The 19,484-nt window shown below is 59.6% G+C and carries 20 protein-coding genes and 1 riboswitch; of the genes, 17 read left to right on the forward strand and 3 right to left on the reverse strand.

Features of this window, described 5'->3' with window-relative positions:
* The first annotated feature begins 59 nt into the window (after nucleotides 1-59).
* From miaB to trpB, 17 genes are all read left to right on the forward strand, one after another.
* Complete coding sequence (gene miaB / locus VWY75_RS03300; protein WP_416537247.1) at nucleotides 60-1,382, forward strand: tRNA (N6-isopentenyl adenosine(37)-C2)-methylthiotransferase MiaB; 1,323 nt, start codon at nucleotides 60-62, stop codon at nucleotides 1,380-1,382.
* A gap of 206 nt (nucleotides 1,383-1,588) precedes the next feature.
* Nucleotides 1,589-2,140 carry an OmpA family protein gene (locus VWY75_RS03305; protein WP_416537248.1) on the forward strand — a complete coding sequence of 184 codons (552 nt, stop codon included), beginning with the start codon at nucleotides 1,589-1,591 and terminating at the stop codon, nucleotides 2,138-2,140.
* Nucleotides 2,141-2,151: 11 nt separating this feature from the next.
* Nucleotides 2,152-2,448 carry a hypothetical protein gene (locus tag VWY75_RS03310; RefSeq protein ID WP_340544426.1) on the forward strand — a complete coding sequence of 99 codons (297 nt, stop codon included), beginning with the start codon at nucleotides 2,152-2,154 and terminating at the stop codon, nucleotides 2,446-2,448.
* A 153-nt stretch (nucleotides 2,449-2,601) separates the two neighbouring features.
* The gene (locus VWY75_RS03315; RefSeq protein ID WP_416536521.1) at nucleotides 2,602-3,609 is read left to right on the forward strand and encodes a PhoH family protein; all 1,008 of its coding nucleotides are present in this window, start codon (nucleotides 2,602-2,604) and stop codon (nucleotides 3,607-3,609) included.
* Nucleotides 3,610-3,736: 127 nt separating this feature from the next.
* On the forward strand, nucleotides 3,737-4,267 hold the full coding sequence (ybeY, locus tag VWY75_RS03320; RefSeq protein ID WP_416537249.1) for an rRNA maturation RNase YbeY: 531 nt from the start codon (nucleotides 3,737-3,739) through the stop codon (nucleotides 4,265-4,267).
* Nucleotides 4,268-4,272: 5 nt separating this feature from the next.
* Complete coding sequence (locus VWY75_RS03325; RefSeq protein ID WP_416536523.1) at nucleotides 4,273-5,172, forward strand: hemolysin family protein; 900 nt, start codon at nucleotides 4,273-4,275, stop codon at nucleotides 5,170-5,172.
* Nucleotides 5,169-6,680 carry an apolipoprotein N-acyltransferase gene (gene lnt / locus VWY75_RS03330; RefSeq protein ID WP_416537250.1) on the forward strand — a complete coding sequence of 504 codons (1,512 nt, stop codon included), beginning with the start codon at nucleotides 5,169-5,171 and terminating at the stop codon, nucleotides 6,678-6,680. The genes VWY75_RS03325 and lnt overlap by 4 nt, the downstream gene beginning before the upstream one ends.
* 61 nt (nucleotides 6,681-6,741) lie before the next feature.
* Nucleotides 6,742-6,790, forward strand: a riboswitch (SAM-SAH riboswitch).
* A gap of 6 nt (nucleotides 6,791-6,796) precedes the next feature.
* Nucleotides 6,797-7,978: a methionine adenosyltransferase gene (gene metK / locus VWY75_RS03335; protein ID WP_340544431.1), complete on the forward strand. Its 1,182-nt coding sequence runs from the start codon at nucleotides 6,797-6,799 to the stop codon at nucleotides 7,976-7,978.
* A gap of 245 nt (nucleotides 7,979-8,223) precedes the next feature.
* Complete coding sequence (locus VWY75_RS03340; protein WP_340544432.1) at nucleotides 8,224-8,871, forward strand: ATP-dependent Clp protease proteolytic subunit; 648 nt, start codon at nucleotides 8,224-8,226, stop codon at nucleotides 8,869-8,871.
* A 105-nt stretch (nucleotides 8,872-8,976) separates the two neighbouring features.
* Entirely contained in the window at nucleotides 8,977-9,741 is a 765-nt protein-coding gene (gene trmB, locus VWY75_RS03345; protein ID WP_340544433.1) for a tRNA (guanine(46)-N(7))-methyltransferase TrmB, read from the forward strand.
* A 127-nt stretch (nucleotides 9,742-9,868) separates the two neighbouring features.
* The gene (aroA, locus tag VWY75_RS03350) at nucleotides 9,869-11,218 is read left to right on the forward strand and encodes a 3-phosphoshikimate 1-carboxyvinyltransferase (RefSeq protein WP_416537251.1); all 1,350 of its coding nucleotides are present in this window, start codon (nucleotides 9,869-9,871) and stop codon (nucleotides 11,216-11,218) included.
* Nucleotides 11,215-11,820 carry a (d)CMP kinase gene (cmk, locus tag VWY75_RS03355; protein ID WP_340544436.1) on the forward strand — a complete coding sequence of 202 codons (606 nt, stop codon included), beginning with the start codon at nucleotides 11,215-11,217 and terminating at the stop codon, nucleotides 11,818-11,820. The genes aroA and cmk overlap by 4 nt, the downstream gene beginning before the upstream one ends.
* 392 nt (nucleotides 11,821-12,212) lie before the next feature.
* Nucleotides 12,213-13,892: a 30S ribosomal protein S1 gene (gene rpsA / locus VWY75_RS03360; protein WP_340544437.1), complete on the forward strand. Its 1,680-nt coding sequence runs from the start codon at nucleotides 12,213-12,215 to the stop codon at nucleotides 13,890-13,892.
* 341 nt (nucleotides 13,893-14,233) lie between these two features.
* Nucleotides 14,234-14,518 (forward strand): integration host factor subunit beta, encoded by a 285-nt coding sequence (gene ihfB, locus VWY75_RS03365; protein ID WP_008560927.1) that lies wholly within the window; start codon nucleotides 14,234-14,236, stop codon nucleotides 14,516-14,518.
* Nucleotides 14,518-14,868 carry a LapA family protein gene (locus tag VWY75_RS03370; RefSeq protein ID WP_340544448.1) on the forward strand — a complete coding sequence of 117 codons (351 nt, stop codon included), beginning with the start codon at nucleotides 14,518-14,520 and terminating at the stop codon, nucleotides 14,866-14,868. The genes ihfB and VWY75_RS03370 overlap by 1 nt, the downstream gene beginning before the upstream one ends.
* Nucleotides 14,869-14,874: 6 nt before the next feature.
* Nucleotides 14,875-15,525, forward strand: coding sequence for a phosphoribosylanthranilate isomerase (locus tag VWY75_RS03375; RefSeq protein ID WP_416536528.1), 651 nt, complete (start codon nucleotides 14,875-14,877; stop codon nucleotides 15,523-15,525).
* 135 nt (nucleotides 15,526-15,660) lie between these two features.
* Nucleotides 15,661-16,914: a tryptophan synthase subunit beta gene (trpB, locus tag VWY75_RS03380; protein ID WP_340544450.1), complete on the forward strand. Its 1,254-nt coding sequence runs from the start codon at nucleotides 15,661-15,663 to the stop codon at nucleotides 16,912-16,914.
* A gap of 93 nt (nucleotides 16,915-17,007) precedes the next feature.
* On the opposite strand, the gene VWY75_RS03385 is transcribed toward trpB, so the two are convergent.
* The 3 genes from VWY75_RS03385 to pth all read right to left on the reverse strand — a co-directional run bounded on the left by VWY75_RS03385 (nucleotide 17,008) and on the right by pth (nucleotide 19,394).
* The gene (locus VWY75_RS03385) at nucleotides 17,008-17,391 is read right to left on the reverse strand and encodes a DUF2237 family protein (protein WP_340544451.1); all 384 of its coding nucleotides are present in this window, start codon (nucleotides 17,389-17,391) and stop codon (nucleotides 17,008-17,010) included.
* Between the two features lie 9 nt (nucleotides 17,392-17,400).
* Nucleotides 17,401-18,564 carry a serine hydrolase domain-containing protein gene (locus tag VWY75_RS03390; RefSeq protein WP_416537253.1) on the reverse strand — a complete coding sequence of 388 codons (1,164 nt, stop codon included), beginning with the start codon at nucleotides 18,562-18,564 and terminating at the stop codon, nucleotides 17,401-17,403.
* A 77-nt stretch (nucleotides 18,565-18,641) separates the two neighbouring features.
* Nucleotides 18,642-19,394 carry an aminoacyl-tRNA hydrolase gene (gene pth, locus VWY75_RS03395; RefSeq protein ID WP_416537254.1) on the reverse strand — a complete coding sequence of 251 codons (753 nt, stop codon included), beginning with the start codon at nucleotides 19,392-19,394 and terminating at the stop codon, nucleotides 18,642-18,644.
* Nucleotides 19,395-19,484 lie beyond the last annotated feature (90 nt).

The raw sequence follows: 19,484 nt of genomic DNA on the forward strand, positions 1-19,484 counted from the left end.
GAGCCGTTTCCGGCTATGCCACGCCGCTGTTGCGACCCTCCGGTGAAAAGGTTGTCCCCATGAGCGCCCCGAAGAAGCTGTTTATCAAGACCTATGGCTGTCAGATGAATGTCTATGACAGTGAACGCATGGCCGAGGCGCTGGGCGGCGAAGGTTACGTTGAAACCAAATCGCCGGATGACGCCGACATGATCCTGCTGAACACCTGCCACATCCGGGAAAAGGCGGCGGAGAAGGTCTATTCCGAACTGGGGCGCTTCAAGGGGCTGAAAGCGCAGAAGCCGGACCTGAAGATTGGCGTCGCGGGCTGCGTCGCCCAGGCCGAGGGCCAGGAGATCATGCGCCGTCAGCCGCTGGTCGATCTGGTGGTCGGCCCGCAGAGTTATCACCGGCTGCCGGAGATGGAAGCGAAGGCCCGCAAGGGGGAGAAGGTGCTGGACACCGATTTCCCCGAGGAAGACAAATTCGAGAAGCTGAAGAACCGCCCCAAAGCCAAGCGCGGCCCGACGGCGTTTCTGACCGTGCAGGAGGGCTGCGACAAGTTCTGCGCCTTCTGCGTGGTGCCCTACACCCGCGGCGCCGAAGTGTCGCGCCCGGCGGACCGCATCCTGCGCGAGGCTCAGGAATTGGTGGAGCGTGGCGTGCGCGAAATCACGCTCCTCGGCCAGAACGTGAACGCTTATCACGGTGCTGGCGCCAACGGCGACCTGACTCTGGCGCAGCTGATCTGGGAGCTGGACAAGGTCGACGGGCTGGAGCGCATCCGCTTCACCACCTCGCACCCGAATGACATGCAGGACGACCTGATCGAGGCGCATGGCACCTGTGCCAAGCTGATGCCCTATCTGCACCTGCCGGTGCAGGCGGGCTCCGACAAGATCCTCAAGCGGATGAACCGCGCACATACCGCCGAGAGCTATATCCGCCTGATCGAGCGGATCCGCGCCGCGCGCCCAGACATCCTGATCTCAGGCGACTTCATTGTTGGCTTCCCGGAAGAAACCGAAGAAGATTTCCAGGCCACCATGGACCTGGTGGAAGAGGTGAAATACGGCACCGCCTATTCCTTCAAATATTCCACCCGCCCCGGCACCCCGGCGGCAGAGCGTCCTCAGGTTGACCCGGCTGCGGCTGACGACCGGCTTCAGCGCCTGCAGGCCCTGCTGACCAAGCAACAGCGCGAGGTTCAGGACAGCATGGTTGGCCGCGAGGTTGGTGTTCTGTTTGAAAAGGCGGGCCGCTTCGCGGGCCAGATGGTTGGCAAATCCGATTACCTGCATGCGGTGCATGTTGCGGATTGTGATCGCGCCATCGGTGATCTTGCTCGCGTGCGGATCCTGTCCTCTGGGGCCAACTCACTGGCGGGCGCTCTGATCGATTGATCATGGGCGAGGGGCGGTCGCGCAGCCGATTGCGCCCCCAGCGCGACATGGCGTCGTGAAACTTCTGATTTCCTTAAGCAAATGATTGCAATTTGCGTTCTATACCTGCGAATATCACGGTAACGGCCCGCATAAAGCCTGCGTGGCCGCAAGAATGACGCCTGCGAATGACTGGTGTAAGGGGGATATTGGGTGTGTTGAAACCAATGAGGAAACAACTCTGCGGACTCGTGGCCACCGTTGTCGCGACTGTCGGCTTGAATGTGGGCGCTTTGCTGGCGCAGGACGCCGGTGTGATCGGTCAAAGATATATTCCAACCATCTGGGTTGATCCCGACGGTTGCGAGCATTGGGTGATGGACGATGGCGCCGAAGGTTTCATGACACCCCATGTCACGCGAGACGGGAAACCGGTTTGCCGTCGGGGCAATATCTGCGGCGTGATGCCCAGCGATCAGTTCTTTGCCACCAACAGGCATCACATCAGCGCCGCCGGGCAACAGCGCCTGCGCGAGTTTTTCCAATCCGCCAATGCCCGATCCTTCATCATCACGGGCCATACCGACAGTCGCGCATCAGATGAATATAACATGCGGCTGTCTCAGCGCCGTGCCGATGCGGTCGCAAAAGTCGGCCAATCGGTTGGCGCCCGCATCCTTGAGGCGCGGGGCTATGGCGAGCGTGATCCGCGCGTGCCGAACGACTCGGCCGTGAATATGGCGCAGAACCGTCGCGTCGAAATTATCTGCCTGCGCTGAGGAGCATCGTTATGTCATTCACCAGAACAGCGCTTCTTGCGTCCTTGGCGATCGGTCTGTCTGCCTGTGGCGACAAGGTCGACAAAACCGTGGATCGTGGTTTTGACAGCAAGGATCTGTCTCAGCTGAAGGCGGGGATTTGGGTTGATCCGACCGGCTGCGATCATTGGATCATTGACGACGGGGTCGAAGGTTACCTGTCGCAACGGCTGGCGCCGGATGGCCGCCCGGTCTGTTCCGGCGTCGCCCCTCCGAATACGGCGGTTGGTCCGTTCAAATCCGGGTCCAGCATCGAGGACCCGATTTGACGGGATTTCGTTACCACTGCAAACAACTGACTATTGGCCGTCCTTTTCGGGCGGCCATTTTGTTTCAATCGCGTGAAATTGCCGACGCGTAGCTTGCGCAGGGGCGACCGGAGAGGCACACTGAAAGAGCAACGTCAAAGACAGGAGACCGGATTGGCCATTGGCACTTTGACCCCATCGCATGAGCAGGATTCCTCACATGAGGCGCTGCTCGAATTTCCTGATAACCGACTGCTGATTGATCTGTGCGGTGAATACGACCGCAATCTCGCGACGCTCGAGCAGACGCTTGGTGTTCAGATTGTCCGGCGCGGCAATCAACTCTCAGTGCTGGGAGAAGAAGCGGCCCGCGATCAGGCCGCCGCGGTTTTGGCCGCGCTGTATGATCGGTTGGAAACTGGCCGAAGCGTAGAGGCCGGCGATATTGATCGTGAATTGCGGATGGGACAGGAGCAGGTGGAAAATCCCGGCAGTCAGCTGGAGATGTTTCGGGGCGGCAAGGTCGAGATCAAGACGCGTAAGAAACTCGTCGAGCCACGTACCGACGCTCAGAAAGCCTATGTCCAGTCGCTGTTCGAACATGAGCTTGCCTTTGGGATCGGTCCGGCTGGCACCGGCAAAACCTATCTTGCTGTTGCTGTTGGCGTGAGCATGTTCATTACCGGGCATGTCGACAAGATCATCCTCAGCCGCCCTGCGGTGGAGGCGGGCGAGAAGCTCGGCTATCTGCCCGGCGACATGAAAGATAAGGTCGATCCTTATATGCAGCCGCTCTATGACGCGCTGAATGATTTCCTACCCGGCAAACAGTTGGCGAAGCTGCTGGAAGAAAAACAGATCGAGATCGCGCCGCTGGCCTTTATGCGGGGGCGTACGCTATCCAATGCTTTTGTTGTTCTGGATGAGGCGCAGAATGCCACCACCATGCAGATGAAGATGTTCCTGACACGTTTGGGTGAGGGATCGCGCATGGTCATCACCGGCGACCGCAGCCAAGTTGACCTGCCGCGCGGCGTGGCGTCGGGGCTGGCGGATGCGGAACGTCTGCTGAGCAAAATCCCCAAGGTGAGCTTTAACTACTTCACATCTCGTGACGTGGTGCGACATCCGCTTGTGGCGGCCATCATCGAGGCCTATGAGGCGGATGAGAAATCCGTCTGAATCAGCCTTCGGTTGCTGAACGAGGGGGATGCAAATTCATATTGGGTTGGGGCCTTCATGGAAAACCACCCAAGAAACGCCCTCCCGGACCTGTCGGAACGGGCTGCCTTGGCATTGAGACTGGACTATGACTCTCGACATCTCCATTGAAGACGCTCGCTGGCAGGACATCGGCTTGTCAGCGCATGCCGAGCAGGCCGTTGATGCGGCGCTGTCGCATTTCAATCTCGATCCGGACGACTGCGAACTATCCCTGCTGGCCTGCAATGATGCGCGGATCATGGAATTGAACACTGAGTTCCGTCAGAAGGCCAAGCCGACAAATGTGCTCAGCTGGCCAGCCGAGGAACTTGCCGCCGAGGAACCGGGGGGTGACCCGCTGCGACCCGAGGCGGATTTTACCGGCGAAATACCGCTCGGCGACATTGCGATTGCCTATGAGACCTGCGCAGGCGAGGCCGAGGCCGCTGGCAAGCCATTGGCCGACCATTTGCGTCATCTGATCGTTCACGGAGTGTTGCATCTTTTGGGTTACGATCACATTCGTGACCCGGACGCCACTTTGATGGAAGGTCTTGAGGTGGAGATACTTGGCAAAATGGGTATCGATGACCCATATACATTGGATGACAGCCCCAATCACGGGCGTATCGGATAGGAACGATGGACGATATAGACGGAAGTTCTAACGCAGCGCAGGGCGCGCTGGAGAACAAGGACAGCGCTGGCGACACCGCAGCGGCTGCACAATCGACGGGGTTTCTGGGGCGTATTTTCAGCTCCTTTACTCCGACCGAAAGCGAGGAAGACGTGGATTCCGGACCGGAAACACGCCTGGCGAACCAGCCGCACGGGATGATCAATCTGCGGCGTTTGCGGGTCGAGGACGTTGCCATTCCCGCAGCGGAAATCGTGGCAATCCCGGCCTCGACTCCGAAAGATGAACTTGTTCAGGTCTTCCGCGAAAGCGGTTTTACCCGTATCCCCGTCTACGAGGGCACGCTGGATACACCCATCGGCTTTGTCCACCTCAAGGACTTTGCCCTGATGCACGGTTTTAACGGCACCGATGCCGATTTCGCGCTGGACGCTATGGTGCGTCCTTTGCTGTTTGTCCCGCCGTCCATGACGATTGGCGTTCTGCTGACAAAAATGCAGGCAGAGCGTCGCCACATGGCGTTGGTGATTGATGAATATGGCGGTGTTGATGGTTTGCTGACCATCGAAGACCTGATCGAGCAGGTTGTCGGCGAAATTGAGGACGAACATGACGCGGGCGAAGATCAGACCTGGTTCCGTGAGAAACAGGGCTGTTATGTCGCGCAGGCACGTACCCCGCTGGATGAGTTCGAGAATGAAATCGGTCGGTCGCTGACCAGTCACGATGACGTCGACGGCGAGGAGATCGATTCCCTTGGCGGTCTGGTCTTCATGCTGTCAGGACGCGTCCCTGCACGGGGTGAGGTCATCCAGCATCCCGACGGGCCTGAGTTCGAGGTTATGGATGCCGACCCGCGCCGGATCAAACGCCTGCGGGTGCGGTTGCCCGATTGTTCGGGATGATTGCTGCGGTCCGGCGGTATGTCGGGCTGCGGCCGGTCATTCTGCCTTTGGTCACGGCGGTTGCTGCGGGTGGTCTTCTGGCCTTTGCGCTTGCACCGTTCCATATGCTCTGGCTGGCTCCGTTCTGCCTGGGCGCAGTGGGATATCAACTGCTTCAGCTTTCGGCCTCCCGGCAGGGCGCACTTTTCGGCTGGCTTCTGGGGGCGGCCTATTTTTCCGTCGGCATGATCTGGATCTACGAGCCGTTTCAGATTGATGCAGAACGCTACGCCTGGATGGCGCCCTTTGCCGTCGTCGGTCTTGCCGCCGGATTGGCGCTGTTTTGGGCCCTGGCGTTCGGTTTGGCTGTTCGGCTCAGGCGCGGTGGCCACCGGATCGTCCTGCTGATTGCCGCGCTGTCGCTTGCCGAGTTTGCGCGGGCCTATGTCCTCACCGGGCTGCCCTGGGCAGCGTTCGGGCAATTCTGGATTGATACGCCTGCCGCAGGGCTGCTGCCCTGGATCGGGCCACATGGTCTAGCCTTCTTCACCCTCGTTGCGACTTTACCGCTAGGGCTGATATCGCGTCGTCCGGTCGTTGCGCTGCTGCCCATGCTGCTTGTCGGTGGGGCTATCCTGCTGATGCCGCAGCAGCCCTCTGCCATGCTGACGGGTAAGATTATTCGTCTCGTTCAGCCCAATGCGCCGCAGGACGAGAAATGGCACCCGGATCTGCGCTGGTCGTTTGTTGATCGCCAGCTGGACTATTCGCGCGCGCCAGCTCGCAGCGGACAGCCCGTCGATCTGATTGTCTGGCCTGAAACAGCCGTTCCGTTGATGCTGAATTATGCGGATGACGTGTTGAGCGAGATTGCGGATGCGGCTGGAACTACCCCAGTTCTGCTGGGCATTCAGCGCCGGGAAGAGGGCCGCTATTACAATTCAGCAATCGTACTGGATGGCGCTGGTAACGTTGGCCAGATCTACGACAAGGCGCATCTGGTTCCCTTTGGTGAGTATATTCCAGCTGGCAATCTGATTGCGCGTATTGGCGTCCATGGGTTCGCCTCTCAGGCCGGGGCAGGTTACGCATCGGGGCCGGGACCGCGGCTGTTGGATCTGCCGGTCGGCAAAGCGCTGCCACTGATCTGCTACGAAGCGGTTTTCCCACAGGATGTGAACGGGGCACCGGACCGGGCTGATCTGCTGATTCAGATCACCAATGATGCCTGGTTTGGCACCTATTCCGGTCCGTATCAGCATCTGGTCCAGGCGCGGATGCGTGCTATTGAGCAGGGGCTGCCCATGGTGCGGGTTGCCAATACCGGCATCTCGGCAATGATTGATCCACATGGCCGCGTCCTGGATGCGCTGCCTTTGGGGGAGGCCGGCTATCTGGACGCAGCGCTGCCTGCGCCGCTGCCGCCTACGCTCTATTCGCGGACCGGTGACCTGCCAGTGTTTCTCGGCTGCATCCTCCTCGGCGGGTTGGCGCTGCGACGCAGAACCACAGTTGCGCGCGGGTCATAGCTGCTTAACCTCTCGGCTTTATAGATTGACGACACACGTCTCCCCGCGTACTGCGGATCGATTACTGCCACAACGGCTTCCTGGCGTGGCAGGCTAAACCCAACGGAGCACCTTTCATGACCCGCACGAACTATACCTTCACCTCGGAATCGGTTTCCGAGGGCCATCCGGATAAGGTCTGTGACCGTATCTCGGACGCTGTTCTTGACGCCTTTCTGAGCGAAGAGCCTGAGGCCCGCGTTGCGGCCGAAACCTTTGCTACCACCAATCGCGTGGTGATCGGGGGGGAAGTGGGTTTGTCGGATCAGGACAAACTGCACGACTACATGGGCCGGATCGACGAAATCGCCCGCGCCTGTATCAAAGACATCGGCTACGAGCAGGACAAGTTTCACCACGAAACCGTCGAAATCACCAATCTGCTGCACGAGCAGTCTGCCCATATCGCACAGGGTGTTGATGCGGCCGCCGACAAGGAAGAGGGTGCCGGCGATCAAGGCATCATGTTTGGCTTTGCCACGAATGAGACCCCAGCGCTGATGCCGGCCCCGATCCAGTACAGCCATGCGATCCTGCGCCGGCTTGCGGAAGTGCGCAAGAATGGCTCCGAGCCGACGCTTGGCCCGGACGCAAAATCGCAGCTGTCGGTGGTCTATGAAAACGGCAAACCCACACGCGTCAGCTCATTGGTTCTGTCGACACAGCATCTCGATGAAACGCTGACCTCCAACGATATCCGTGCCATCGTCGAGCCTTATATCCGCGAAACCCTGCCGGATGGCTGGCTGACGGATGAGACGGTATGGCACGTCAACCCGACGGGAAAATTCGTCATCGGCGGACCGGATGGGGATGCGGGGCTGACCGGTCGCAAGATTATCGTGGATACCTACGGTGGTGCGGCGCCTCATGGCGGCGGCGCGTTTTCCGGCAAGGATCCGACCAAGGTCGACCGTTCGGCCGCCTATGCCGCGCGCTATCTGGCCAAGAACGTCGTCGCTGCGGGCCTCGCCGATAAATGTACAATCCAGTTGTCCTATGCGATCGGCGTGGCCAAGCCGCTGTCGATCTATGCGGATACCCACGGCACCGGCGATGTTGATGCGGCCCGGATCGAGGCGGCCATTGATCAGATCATGGACCTCACGCCTCGTGGCATTCGTCATCACCTCGGCTTGAACAAGCCGATCTACGAGCGAACAGCGGCTTATGGGCATTTTGGCCGTGAGCCTGACACAGATGGCGGGTTCAGCTGGGAGCGCACCGATCTGGTCGACGCTCTTACAAAAGCGATCTGACGCCATTAGGCGATGAGACAAATACGACAAAGGCGGGGAAGTCCCCGCCTTTTTTTCATCCGGCCGTAGCCGCTCATAACGGCCTTGGCAAAAGACGTGGAAGATCGGGCGCTTTGCTGGCAATATAGCTGCGAACCCGGATCTACATGGAATTGCGTTTGCCCTGTCTTCGTCATGTTCTGCTATTTTCTCAACGCGCCCCTGCCAGGGCTGCGCAATGCGGCTTGCTTGGACTTGTTGCTCTGATGTCTGTTGGCCTCACCGGGCTTGGCCCCGCCATGGCCCGCGAGACGCTGCCCGCGAAGTTCAAGATAGACGGCAATACACTGATCTATGACACCGACGCCCAGTTTGCTGACAACGGAGATGGCACATCTCAGGAGACAGCCGGTGAGATTACGGATGATGATATCGAACCCTTCCGTGAAATCCTTGATGCGAACCCGGCAATAACACGGCTGCAGCTCAATAGCGGCGGCGGCAGCGTCTACGCAGGTGAGACGATTGCCGACATCGTTCAGGGCCACGCGCTTGATACCTGGGTGGTCGGCGAATGTATCAGCGCCTGCGTCGATATCTTTCTGGCCGGTGACCGTCGCCAGATGACGCTGGGATCAAAGATCGGCTTTCATCAGCGTGATTGGGCGCCCAAAGCGGTGCAGAGCTATTATCGCCTGTGGCGCAAGGATGAGAACTGGGCGACGCCCTTTGAGTTCGGCACCTGGATCTATCGCGACACGCAGTCGGAGGTCTTTCGGCATCTGAAGTATATGATGCAGCGCGGTGTTGATCCGGCCTTTGCGATCGAAACGTTGAAGACCGAGCCCGAGGACGTCTGGTACCCGACCCGGTTGCGGCTGATGGCGGCCGGGGTGCTGCGCGAGAAGCCTTGATAGGGCCTGCCCCGAACCGCATCTATTGCCGGCTGACTTGACCCAGACGCAAGCATGGGGCAGAGGGGCGGCCAGGTTTTGAACGCGCGATAGGAAAGTCTCCCGATGTCTGATGACAGCAAACCCACCCAGGCGCCTACTGGCGACAGCCGGCCCAATGCGGTTGACAAACATCAGAGCGGTGCGCCCTGGCGGAACTTTTACGGGCGGCTCAAAGGCAAGCAGCTGAAAGACAGCCAGCAGCGCTACATCGACGAAGATCTCGCCTCACTCAGCCCGGGCGCTGTTGGCTGGGACGTGAACCCCGATCGCTCCGATCTTGATCTGGCGGCGATGTTCGGAGGGCGCGATGTCTGGCTGGAAGTTGGTTTCGGCGGCGGCGAACATCTGGTGCATCAGGCGAAGTCGAACCCGGATGTCGGGATCATCGGCGCAGAACCCTATATCAACGGTGTCGCTATGCTCTTGGGCAAGATCCGCCGCGCGGGGGTGGACAATATAAAGGTCCATCACGGCGATGCACGCGATCTGATGGATGTTCTGCCGGAACAGTCGATCTCCCGTGCCTTTTTGCTCTACCCCGACCCCTGGCCTAAGGCCCGCCATCACCGTCGCCGTTTCGTGACCCAAGAGCATCTCGAGCCGCTGGCAAAATGCCTGAAACCGGGCGCGATCTTCCGGGTGGCAACCGATATCCCCGATTATGTCCGCCAAACCATGGAAGAGGTGCCGCAGGCCGGATTCGAGTGGCTGGCAGAGGGGCCGGATGACTGGCGCGTGGCCTGGGATGACTGGATCTCGACCCGCTATGAGCAAAAGGCCCTGCGCGAAGGCCGTACGCCCCACTATATGACCTTTCGTCGCCTCTGATCTCATTCGGCCCGCTCGACGAACACGATATTCTGCCGGGAATGGCGGCAGCGGGAAAACACGCTGGACCGAAACCGAGCGATTGGGTAGGTCCAATTGTGAACGCTAGCATTTCGAAAGGTTCCTCATGTCCGGACACGGTACGCCCATCCCGATGACCTCGCACCGCGCCGATCCGCTGACCGGCATCGCTGAGGTTCCAGGCGACAAGTCGATTTCGCATCGCTCGCTGATCCTTGGGGCGCTGGCCGTTGGCGAGACCAAGATTTCGGGCTTGCTGGAAGGTGAGGATGTCCTGGATACAGCCAAGGCGATGCAGGCGATGGGGGCGGAGGTCATCAACCATGGTGGCGGAAACTGGTCGGTGCATGGCGTCGGCGTCGGTGGTCTGGCCGAGCCGGATCAGGTGATCGACTGCGGCAACTCCGGTACGGGCGTACGCCTGATCATGGGGGTTATGGCGACCTCTCCCATCACAGTGACATTTACCGGCGATGCCAGCCTCAACAAGCGGCCTATGGCGCGGGTGACCGATCCGCTGGCCCTGTTTGGTGCGCAGTCTGTTGGCCGCTCGGGCGGACGTCTGCCGATGACGATTGTCGGTGCCTCGGATCCAACCCCCGTGCGCTACACCGTTCCGGTGCCCTCGGCGCAGGTGAAATCCGCAGTCTTGCTGGCTGGTCTGAACGCACCCGGAAAGACGGTGGTGATCGAGAAAGAGGCGACCCGCGACCACTCTGAGCGCATGCTGGCAGGCTTCGGCGCCGAAATCACTGTCGAGGATACCGATGAGGGGCGCGTTATCACGCTGACAGGACAGCCCGAATTGAAGCCGCAGGTCATTGCGGTGCCGCGTGATCCTTCCAGCGCGGCCTTCCCGGTATGTGCTGCGTTGATCACGCCCGGATCTGATGTGCTGGTCCCCGGTATCGGCCTGAACCCGACGCGGGCAGGGCTGTTCTACACGCTTCAGGATATGGGCGCGGATCTCACCTTTGAAAACATGCGCGAAGAGGGTGGGGAGCCGGTGGCCGACCTGCGCGCACGCTATTCGCCTGAAATGAAGGGGATTGATGTTCCGCCAGAACGCGCCGCCTCGATGATCGACGAATATCCGGTTCTGTCTGTGGTGGCGTCTTTTGCCACCGGCAAAACGATGATGACCGGTGTGAAGGAGCTGCGCGTTAAGGAAAGCGACAGGATCGACGCGATGGCCCGTGGCCTGCGGGCCAACGGCGTGATGGTCGAGGAGGGCGACGACTGGTGGGCGGTCTCTGGTCTCGGTCCGGAAGGTGTGCCCGGTGGCGGCACCTGCGAGAGTTTTCTCGATCACCGCATTGCAATGTCCTTCATGGTCATGGGCATGGGCGCGCAGAAACCGGTGACGGTTGACGATGGCACGCCAATTGCCACCTCCTTTCCGATTTTCACGTCCCTGATGACCGGTTTGGGGGCACGGCTAGAGACACCGTCATGAGCTTCACGGTCGCAGTTGATGGCCCCGCTGCTGCAGGTAAGGGCACGATATCGCGGGCGGTTGCGGCTCATTTCGGCTTTGGTCACCTGGACACCGGGCTGCTCTATCGTGCCGTTGGCGCGCGGATGCTCGCAGGTGATAAGCCGATTGAGGCCGCGCTTGCGCTGCTGCCTGAGGATCTTGAGCGCCCTGAACTGCGTACGGCACAGGTGGCCCAGGCCGCCTCAAAGGTTGCTGTGATCCCTGAAGTGCGCGCGGCCTTGGTCGATTTTCAACGCGCCTTTGCCCGTCGGGCTGGCGGCGCGGTGCTGGACGGGCGGGACATCGGCACCGTGATCTGCCCGCGTGCGCAGGCAAAGCTTTTCGTGACGGCAAGCGCCGAAGTACGCGCGCAGCGACGTTTGCAGGAGCTGATGGCTGCTGGAAACCCCACCAGCTTTGCCGAGGTGCTGGAAGATGTGAAGGCCCGCGATGCACGCGACACAAACCGTTCCGAGTCGCCTCTGAAACCTGCCAGCGATGCGGTGATCCTAGACACCAGCGCGTTGAGCATTGAGGAAGCTGTGGCGATGGCCATTGCAGCCATTGAGGCACGCCGCTAGCGGCCGTTGGCAATCCCTAATCCGCAGTTTGCAGGGCAGATCAGATAGCCATGTCACGGCGATAAGCCGCTGTTGCGTCCCATGGCAGAGCGAAACCTCGCGTGCTTTTGCTCGTTCCAGCGGTTATTGTCGGTGTGCCGGCCCGTCCTTTGCGGAGATTTATGACGGTTTCCCTTGCGCCGAAGGGGGAATCCGCATACTAAGCGCGCTGTCACTATAGAGGCGGTTAACGCACGGGCGGCATTCTGAGCAGGGTCGGGGCATACCTCGGCCCTTTGTGTTTGTCTGATCAGACCGGCATGTGCTGCGCCTCATACGGACCAATCTTCAAGACCGGCGGAGACAACCGCCCGGCCAGATAAAACCGATTTGTAAAGGAAACCTGAGACCACATGGCTCAAGACACATCGATGGAGGAATTCGAAGCCCTCCTGAACGAAAGCTTCGAAATGGACACACCCGAAGAAGGGTCTGTCGTAAAAGGCAAGGTCATCGCAATCGAAGCGGGCCAGGCCATCATCGACGTCGGCTACAAAATGGAAGGCCGCGTTGAGCTTAAAGAATTCGCAAACCCTGGCGAAGCTCCCGAAATCTCTGTTGGCGACGAAGTCGAAGTCTTCCTGCGCGCTGCTGAGAACGCCCGTGGCGAAGCTGTTATCTCCCGCGAGATGGCCCGCCGCGAAGAAGCATGGGATCGCCTGGAAAAAGCATACGCAGACGACCAGCGCGTCGAAGGTGCGATCTTCGGTCGTGTCAAAGGCGGCTTCACCGTCGATCTGGGCGGCGCAGTTGCATTCCTGCCCGGTTCGCAGGTTGACGTGCGCCCCGTGCGCGACGCTGGCCCGCTGATGGGTCTGAAGCAGCCGTTCCAGATCCTGAAGATGGACCGTCGTCGTGGCAACATCGTTGTGTCCCGTCGTGCGATCCTCGAAGAGTCCCGCGCCGAGCAGCGCGCCGAAGTTATCGGCAACCTGTCCGAAGGCCAGGCAGTGGACGGTGTCGTCAAGAACATCACCGAATACGGTGCGTTTGTTGACCTGGGCGGCGTTGACGGCCTGCTGCATGTCACCGACATGGCATGGCGCCGTGTGAACCACCCCTCCGAGATCCTGTCGATCGGCGAAACCGTCAAGGTTCAGGTCATCAAGATCAACAAAGACACCCACCGCATCAGCCTCGGCATGAAGCAGCTGCAGGAAGATCCGTGGGATCTGGTTGGCGCCAAATACCCGCTGTCCTCCGTGCACAAGGGTCGCGTCACCAACATCACCGATTACGGTGCATTTGTTGAGCTGGAGCCGGGCGTCGAAGGTCTGGTTCACGTCTCCGAGATGTCCTGGACCAAGAAGAACGTCCACCCGGGCAAAATCGTCTCCACTTCTCAGGAAGTCGACGTCATGGTTCTGGAAATCGACGGTGCCAAGCGCCGCGTGTCTCTGGGCCTCAAGCAGACAATGCGCAACCCATGGGAAGTCTTTGCTGAGACTCACCCCGAGGGCACCCAGGTCGAAGGCGAAGTCAAGAACATCACCGAATTCGGTCTGTTCATTGGCCTCGACGGCGACATCGACGGCATGGTTCACCTCTCCGACCTCAGCTGGGACGAGCGCGGCGAAGACGCGATTCAGAACTACCGCAAAGGCGACATGGTTTCGGCCGTTGTTTCCGAAGTGGATGTCGAGAAAGAGCGTATCTCGCTGTCGATCAAAGCCCTGGGCGGCGACAAGTTCGCAGAAGCCGTGGGCGGCGTGAAGCGCGGCTCCATCGTGACCGTGAACGTCACCGCCATCGAAGAAGGTGGCATCGAAGTGGAATACGAAGGCATGAAGTCCTTCATCCGCCGCTCCGATCTGTCGCGTGACCGTGCCGAACAGCGCCCCGAGCGCTTCTCGGTTGGTGACAAGGTTGATGTGCGCGTGACCAACGTGGACAGCAAGACCCGCCGTCTGGGCCTGTCGATCAAAGCACGCGAAATCGCGGAAGAAAAAGAAGCTGTCGAACAGTACGGCTCCTCGGATTCCGGCGCATCGCTGGGCGATATCCTCGGCGCAGCGCTGAAAACAGGCGACTGATTTCAGCAGCCAGCCTAGGCTGACGAGTATGAACGGTCCTGCCCTGTTGGGTGGGGCCGTTTCTTTTTGTCGCAGGCCAATCCTCTCTGCCGTGGCGGCAGGCGGGGGGAAAACACCGCCGGGCCTGACTGCGAATCACAAAATCTGTCCCGACCCTTGCAGATGAATCCGGCGTGCCCCATCTCTGCTTTGTGGGTGAAAGCCGCCTGAACGAGCCTAATGATAGGCAAACGCTGACTTATTTGCGGGGCAGGCCCGTATCCACTGTTCCCGGTTTGAGGTTTTGTACCTATAGTCGGTGGATAGAAACTGTGCCTAGCTTGGCTTGGGAGGGCCGAGAGATGATCCGCTCGGAATTGATCCAGAAGATTGCAGACGAAAACCCGCACCTGTATCAGCGTGATGTGGAGCGGATCGTGAATACCGTGTTCGAAGAGGTGACCGACGCAATGGCGCGCGGTGATCGTGTGGAGCTGCGGGGCTTTGGCGCCTTTTCGGTGAAACAGCGGGATGCGCGGGTTGGTCGCAATCCCCGTACCGGCGAAACGGTCCATGTTGAGGAAAAACACGTGCCGTTCTTCAAGACAGGTAAACTCTTGAGGGATCGCCTGAACGGAAAAGCCTGATGCGCTATATTCGCTATGCCTATCTTGGGGTGATTGCTATCGCCCTTATCTCTGTTTCTTTGGCGAATCGGGGGCTGGTTGAACTCAAACTGATGCCCACGGCTTTTGCCGAACTTCTGGGATATAATTTTCAGATCACGTTGCCGCTGTTTGTGGTGGTTCTGGGTGGCATTGCGGTTGGTTTGATCATCGGCTTCATCATCGAATGGCTGCGTGAACACAAACATCGCCGCGAAGCAGATCTGAAGGCTCGCGAGGCGAAGAAGCTCTCGCGCGAGGTCAATCGCCTGAAGAAGCAGAAACACGAGGGCAAGGACGAGGTCCTCGCTATTCTCGACGAAGCGAGCTGACGCCCCATGGACATTCGGGTCAAGATCTGTGGGCTGAAAACGCCGGGCGACATCGCGGCTGCGGCTGAGGCGGGCGCCGCCTATATTGGTTTCAACTTCTTTCCGAAATCCCCCCGGTCTGTGACCCCGCAGGAGGCGGCAGTACTTGCTGTTGAGGCGCCGATGGGCTTGTGCAAGGTCGCGTTGGTGGTCAATCCGGATGACGCCCTGCTGGATGAAATCACCAGTGTTGTACCATTGGACATGATTCAGTTGCACGGGCAGGAAACGCCGGAGCGGGTTGCGCAGGTCAAAGCACGCTACGGCCTGCCGGTGATGAAGGTTCTAGGAGTCTCGAATGCTGAGGATATCCAGGGGATCGAAGCCTACGAATCCGTTGCGGACCAGATTCTCGTCGATGCCAAGGCGCCGAAGGGGGCCGTTCTTCCCGGCGGCAATGGGGTCATCTTTGACTGGGGTCTGCTGGCGCGCAAGAAATACTGGCGGCGGCCCTGGATGCTGGCAGGCGGCTTGACGCCTGAGAATGTCGCCGAGGCGATCCGGGTCACCGGCGCGCGCCAGGTCGATGTGGCCTCCGGTGCAGAGAGCACGGTTGGCGTGAAGGATCCGGCCCGCATTCGTGCATTCTGTGAAGCCGCCGGTGCGCCACGCCGCTGAGCGGCACCTTGGCTCCGGCAATCTAACGCCAGCGCCGCGACATTGCGCATCAGCCTCGATAATCCGCTGCACCTCTCTTTACCCGGGGCAGGCTGCGCTATACTCATATCGAGCGCCGCGAAGAAGGAAAGAACCATGGCCGAAGATCTATTCAACAGCTTCATGAACGGTCCCGACGAACAGGGACGGTTTGGTATTTTCGGGGGAAGGTTTGTCAGCGAGACCCTGATGCCGCTGATCCTCAGCCTGGAAGAGGAGTATGATCGCGCCAAGGATGATCCAAGCTTCTGGGCGGAGATGGATGACCTTTGGAAGAACTATGTGGGTCGCCCCAGCCCGCTCTATTTCGCCGAGCGGCTGACGGACCATCTCGGCGGTGCTAAGGTTTATCTGAAGCGTGATGAGCTGAACCACACCGGCGCGCATAAGATCAACAATGTTCTGGGGCAGATCCTGCTCGCCCGCCGCATGGGCAAGAACCGGATCATCGCCGAGACGGGCGCCGGGCAGCATGGTGTTGCAACAGCAACGGTCTGCGCCAAGTTCGGCCTGAAATGCGTGGTCTATATGGGCGCTCATGATGTGCAGCGTCAGGCGCCCAATGTCTTCCGTATGCGGCTTCTGGGTGCTGAGGTGATCCCGGTCACCTCGGGGCGTGGAACGCTGAAAGATGCCATGAATGACGCGCTGCGCGACTGGGTGACCAACGTCCACGACACCTTTTACTGCATCGGGACGGTGGCTGGCCCACACCCCTATCCGGCGATGGTGCGCGACTTCCAGGCCGTGATCGGCAAAGAGGTCCGCTGGCAGCTCGCGGAGCAGGAGGGGGAGGGTCGCCTGCCTGACACTGTGATTGCGGCCATCGGTGGCGGATCGAACGCCATGGGCCTGTTCTACCCCTTCCTTGATGACAAATCGGTCAACATCATCGGGGTCGAGGCCGGCGGCAAGGGTGTCGACGAGAAGATGCAGCATTGCGCATCTCTAACTGGCGGTCGCCCGGGGGTGCTTCACGGCAACCGAACCTACCTGTTGCAGGACGACGACGGGCAGATCCTTGAGGGCTTTTCGATCTCTGCCGGACTGGACTACCCGGGGATCGGGCCGGAACACGCCTGGCTGAATGATATCGGCCGCGCCGACTACGTCTCCATCACCGATAAGGAGGCGCTGGAAGCGTTTCAGCTGTCCTGTGCGCTGGAGGGGATCATCCCGGCGCTTGAGCCAAGCCATGCACTGGCGCATGTGATGAAGATCGCACCGGATCTGCCAAAAGACCATATCATCGTGATGAATATGTGTGGTCGTGGCGACAAGGATATCTTTACCGTCGCCCGTCACCTCGGCTTTGACATGTCTGACACCGAAGGCCGCGACAGCGACTGAACCTGCCACAATGCGCGAATAATCAAGAAAAAGGCGCCTCGCATCGCGGGCGCCTTTATTCGTGGCTCTAGGCTCGCAGGCGGTTCGCTGCGCCTAAGAGGTTTCCCCTGATGCAGCATGGTTTTTCAGCACGCTGAGCGGAACGATCTCCAAAGCACGCTTATGTGTCGCCGCAAGGTTGACCTGTGGTGCGCAACCTTCGTCAGCCGCCTGAAGGAAACGCGCGGCACAAAGGCACCAGCTGTCCCCGGCCTTCAGCCCGGCAAAGCCGAATTCGGGGCGCGGTGTGGATAGGTCATTGCCGACGTATTTGGAATAGGCCAGAAACTCATCCGTCATCACCGCGCAGACCGTATGGCTGCCCTGATCCTGCGCGCAGGTGTTGCAATGGCCGTCACGAAAGAACCCGGTCATCGGAGCGGTGGAACAGGAGGCCAGGGCTCTCCCGAATACGTTTATGCTGTCGTCTTGGTCCATGGTCGGATCCTAAAGAGATTTGGCAAGGGCCCGCAGTATTTTGACGTTTTCATCAGCGACACCGGGATCACGGAACCGCCGATCAGCGCTGGTTACCACAATCACCACCTCGCGGGCCTGATTGATATAGATATACTGCCCGTAGACCCCTCTGGCCAGAAATTCGCCCGGTACGGCATTCTTGGGGATCCACCATTGAAACCCATACCCGATACGACCGGCCTTTGTCGGCGCCGATGGCCGGGTGGAGGCGGTGATCCAGGCCTGCGGAACCACCTGCATGCCGTTGTAGCGGCCGTTCTGGGCAATCATCTGACCAAAGCGTGCATAGTCGCGCGTGGTCTGGTTGATCCCTCCCAGCACAAAGGCAACGCCCTCGCCATCCGTCAGATAATAGCCCGCCTGTTCCAGGCCGAGATGCCTCAGTATTTTCTCTGACAGGAGGTCCGGGACGGTGCGGCCCGTTGCCCCGCGGATGACCATTCCCAGCACATGGGTGTCGATGGAGACATACTGCCAGGCCTCGCCCGGGGCTCCGATTGTTTCGGTCAGGCCAGCGGCGAACTCATCCAGCGTGCCGCCAAGCGCCAGCGTGCGCCCCATACGGTTGATGTCGGAGTTATAGTCCAGATAATCCTCGTTGAACTTAACTCCGCTGGCCATATTCAACACATTGCGGATGCTGGCCCGCTCATAGGCACTGCCCTTCAGCTCGGGCGCATACTCGATGACAAGATCATCGAGCGAGCGGATCTTATCCTCCTGCAACAGAATGCCCAGCAGCGCCGAGAGGTAGCTCTTGGCCATCGACCAGGAAATCCGCAGATCACCCGGTTCGGTCCCCTGATAATAGCTTTCGTGACGAAGCTGACCGCCCTTCAGTACCACGAGAGACGTAACCGTCCGCTCATTGATCCAGTCTTGGGCGCCGGCTGGCAGTGTCATTTCGACGCCGCGCGGCAGGGGGCTGACCGCAGTGTCGCCACGATCAAGGGGGACCGTCAGGAATGCGGCCTCCATATTTGAGAAATTAGAAACAATACGATCTGCATCAAACAGCCTGTTCACGGCCATCAGACGGCTCAGCGACTCTCGCTGCCAATAGGCAAGGGCGGCCGCGCAGATCAGTAAGGTTATGAGAAAATAGGAAAATAGCTTTAAATATCGACGCATAAAAATCCTCCTCGGGCGCGGCTGAGCCTAGCCAGCCGGAGCCTGCCCGCGCAAACAGGACGCAACGGAAACTTTGATTACTTGAACTTGTTCAGCAGCCGCTCCATGGCGGATGGCTGGGGTTGATTGCCGGTGTCAGTTCTATCGGCTTGTGAAGGCTGGGAGGGCTGCGATTTGGCCGTGTCTCCGGATTTTGCCGCTTTTTCCGAAGGTACGGCAGCTTTCTGTCCCTTTGGCGCCGACCCGGCGCTCGAGCTGCGCGGTGGAGCCACGCGCAGGGCAACGGCATTCATGAATTTTCCGCCATCTCCCGCCGCCAAATGGGCGGCGCCGTCGGAGATACCGCGCATTAGATCATCGAGCCAGACCTCATCTGCCTTCGCGAAATCGCGTAGCACATATCCTGCAACGGCGTCCTTGTGACCAGGATGACCGATGCCGAGCCGCACGCGACCGTAATCTGCACCGATATGAGAATGGATCGAGCGCAGCCCATTATGGCCTGCATGGCCGCCGCCCTGTTTCACCCGCGCCTTCCCCGGTGCAAGGTCCAGCTCATCGTGCAGGACAATCACATCGGCGGGGGCGAGTTTATAGAACCGCATAGCTTCGCCGACGGACTGACCGGACAGGTTCATAAAGGTCTGCGGTTTCAGCAGCAGGACCTTGGTTCCGCCAAGCACACCTTCACTGATCTGGGCCTGGAACTTTGATTTCCAAGGCGAAAACCCGTGGTCTCTAGCAATCTGATCCAGCGCCATAAAGCCGATATTGTGCCGGTTGCCTGCATATTTCGCGCCGGGGTTTCCGAGGCCAACAAAAAGTTTCATGGACAATTCTACGATGTGTTTGGTGTGGGGCTCTATCTCATCAGGCTACATGGCGCGTTTGCGAACAAAAATCCAGCCCCTGACGCGATT

This window comes from Phaeobacter sp. JH20_08 (assembly GCF_048056635.1).
In the GTDB taxonomy this organism is placed as follows: Bacteria; Pseudomonadota; Alphaproteobacteria; order Rhodobacterales; family Rhodobacteraceae; genus Phaeobacter; species Phaeobacter bryozoorum.

Coding starts and splice junctions, on each gene's coding strand:
- miaB (WP_416537247.1), top strand. CDS start 60: ATGAGCGCCCCGAAGAAGCTGTTTATCAAGACCTATGGCTGTCAGATG.
- VWY75_RS03305 (WP_416537248.1), top strand. CDS start 1,589: ATGAGGAAACAACTCTGCGGACTCGTGGCCACCGTTGTCGCGACTGTC.
- VWY75_RS03310 (WP_340544426.1), top strand. CDS start 2,152: ATGTCATTCACCAGAACAGCGCTTCTTGCGTCCTTGGCGATCGGTCTG.
- ybeY (WP_416537249.1), top strand. CDS start 3,737: ATGACTCTCGACATCTCCATTGAAGACGCTCGCTGGCAGGACATCGGC.
- VWY75_RS03325 (WP_416536523.1), top strand. CDS start 4,273: ATGGACGATATAGACGGAAGTTCTAACGCAGCGCAGGGCGCGCTGGAG.
- lnt (WP_416537250.1), top strand. CDS start 5,169: ATGATTGCTGCGGTCCGGCGGTATGTCGGGCTGCGGCCGGTCATTCTG.
- metK (WP_340544431.1), top strand. CDS start 6,797: ATGACCCGCACGAACTATACCTTCACCTCGGAATCGGTTTCCGAGGGC.
- VWY75_RS03340 (WP_340544432.1), top strand. CDS start 8,224: ATGTCTGTTGGCCTCACCGGGCTTGGCCCCGCCATGGCCCGCGAGACG.
- trmB (WP_340544433.1), top strand. CDS start 8,977: ATGTCTGATGACAGCAAACCCACCCAGGCGCCTACTGGCGACAGCCGG.
- aroA (WP_416537251.1), top strand. CDS start 9,869: ATGTCCGGACACGGTACGCCCATCCCGATGACCTCGCACCGCGCCGAT.
- cmk (WP_340544436.1), top strand. CDS start 11,215: ATGAGCTTCACGGTCGCAGTTGATGGCCCCGCTGCTGCAGGTAAGGGC.
- rpsA (WP_340544437.1), top strand. CDS start 12,213: ATGGCTCAAGACACATCGATGGAGGAATTCGAAGCCCTCCTGAACGAA.
- ihfB (WP_008560927.1), top strand. CDS start 14,234: ATGATCCGCTCGGAATTGATCCAGAAGATTGCAGACGAAAACCCGCAC.
- VWY75_RS03370 (WP_340544448.1), top strand. CDS start 14,518: ATGCGCTATATTCGCTATGCCTATCTTGGGGTGATTGCTATCGCCCTT.
- VWY75_RS03375 (WP_416536528.1), top strand. CDS start 14,875: ATGGACATTCGGGTCAAGATCTGTGGGCTGAAAACGCCGGGCGACATC.
- trpB (WP_340544450.1), top strand. CDS start 15,661: ATGGCCGAAGATCTATTCAACAGCTTCATGAACGGTCCCGACGAACAG.
- VWY75_RS03385 (WP_340544451.1), bottom strand. CDS start 17,391: ATGGACCAAGACGACAGCATAAACGTATTCGGGAGAGCCCTGGCCTCC.
- VWY75_RS03390 (WP_416537253.1), bottom strand. CDS start 18,564: ATGCGTCGATATTTAAAGCTATTTTCCTATTTTCTCATAACCTTACTG.
- pth (WP_416537254.1), bottom strand. CDS start 19,394: ATGAAACTTTTTGTTGGCCTCGGAAACCCCGGCGCGAAATATGCAGGC.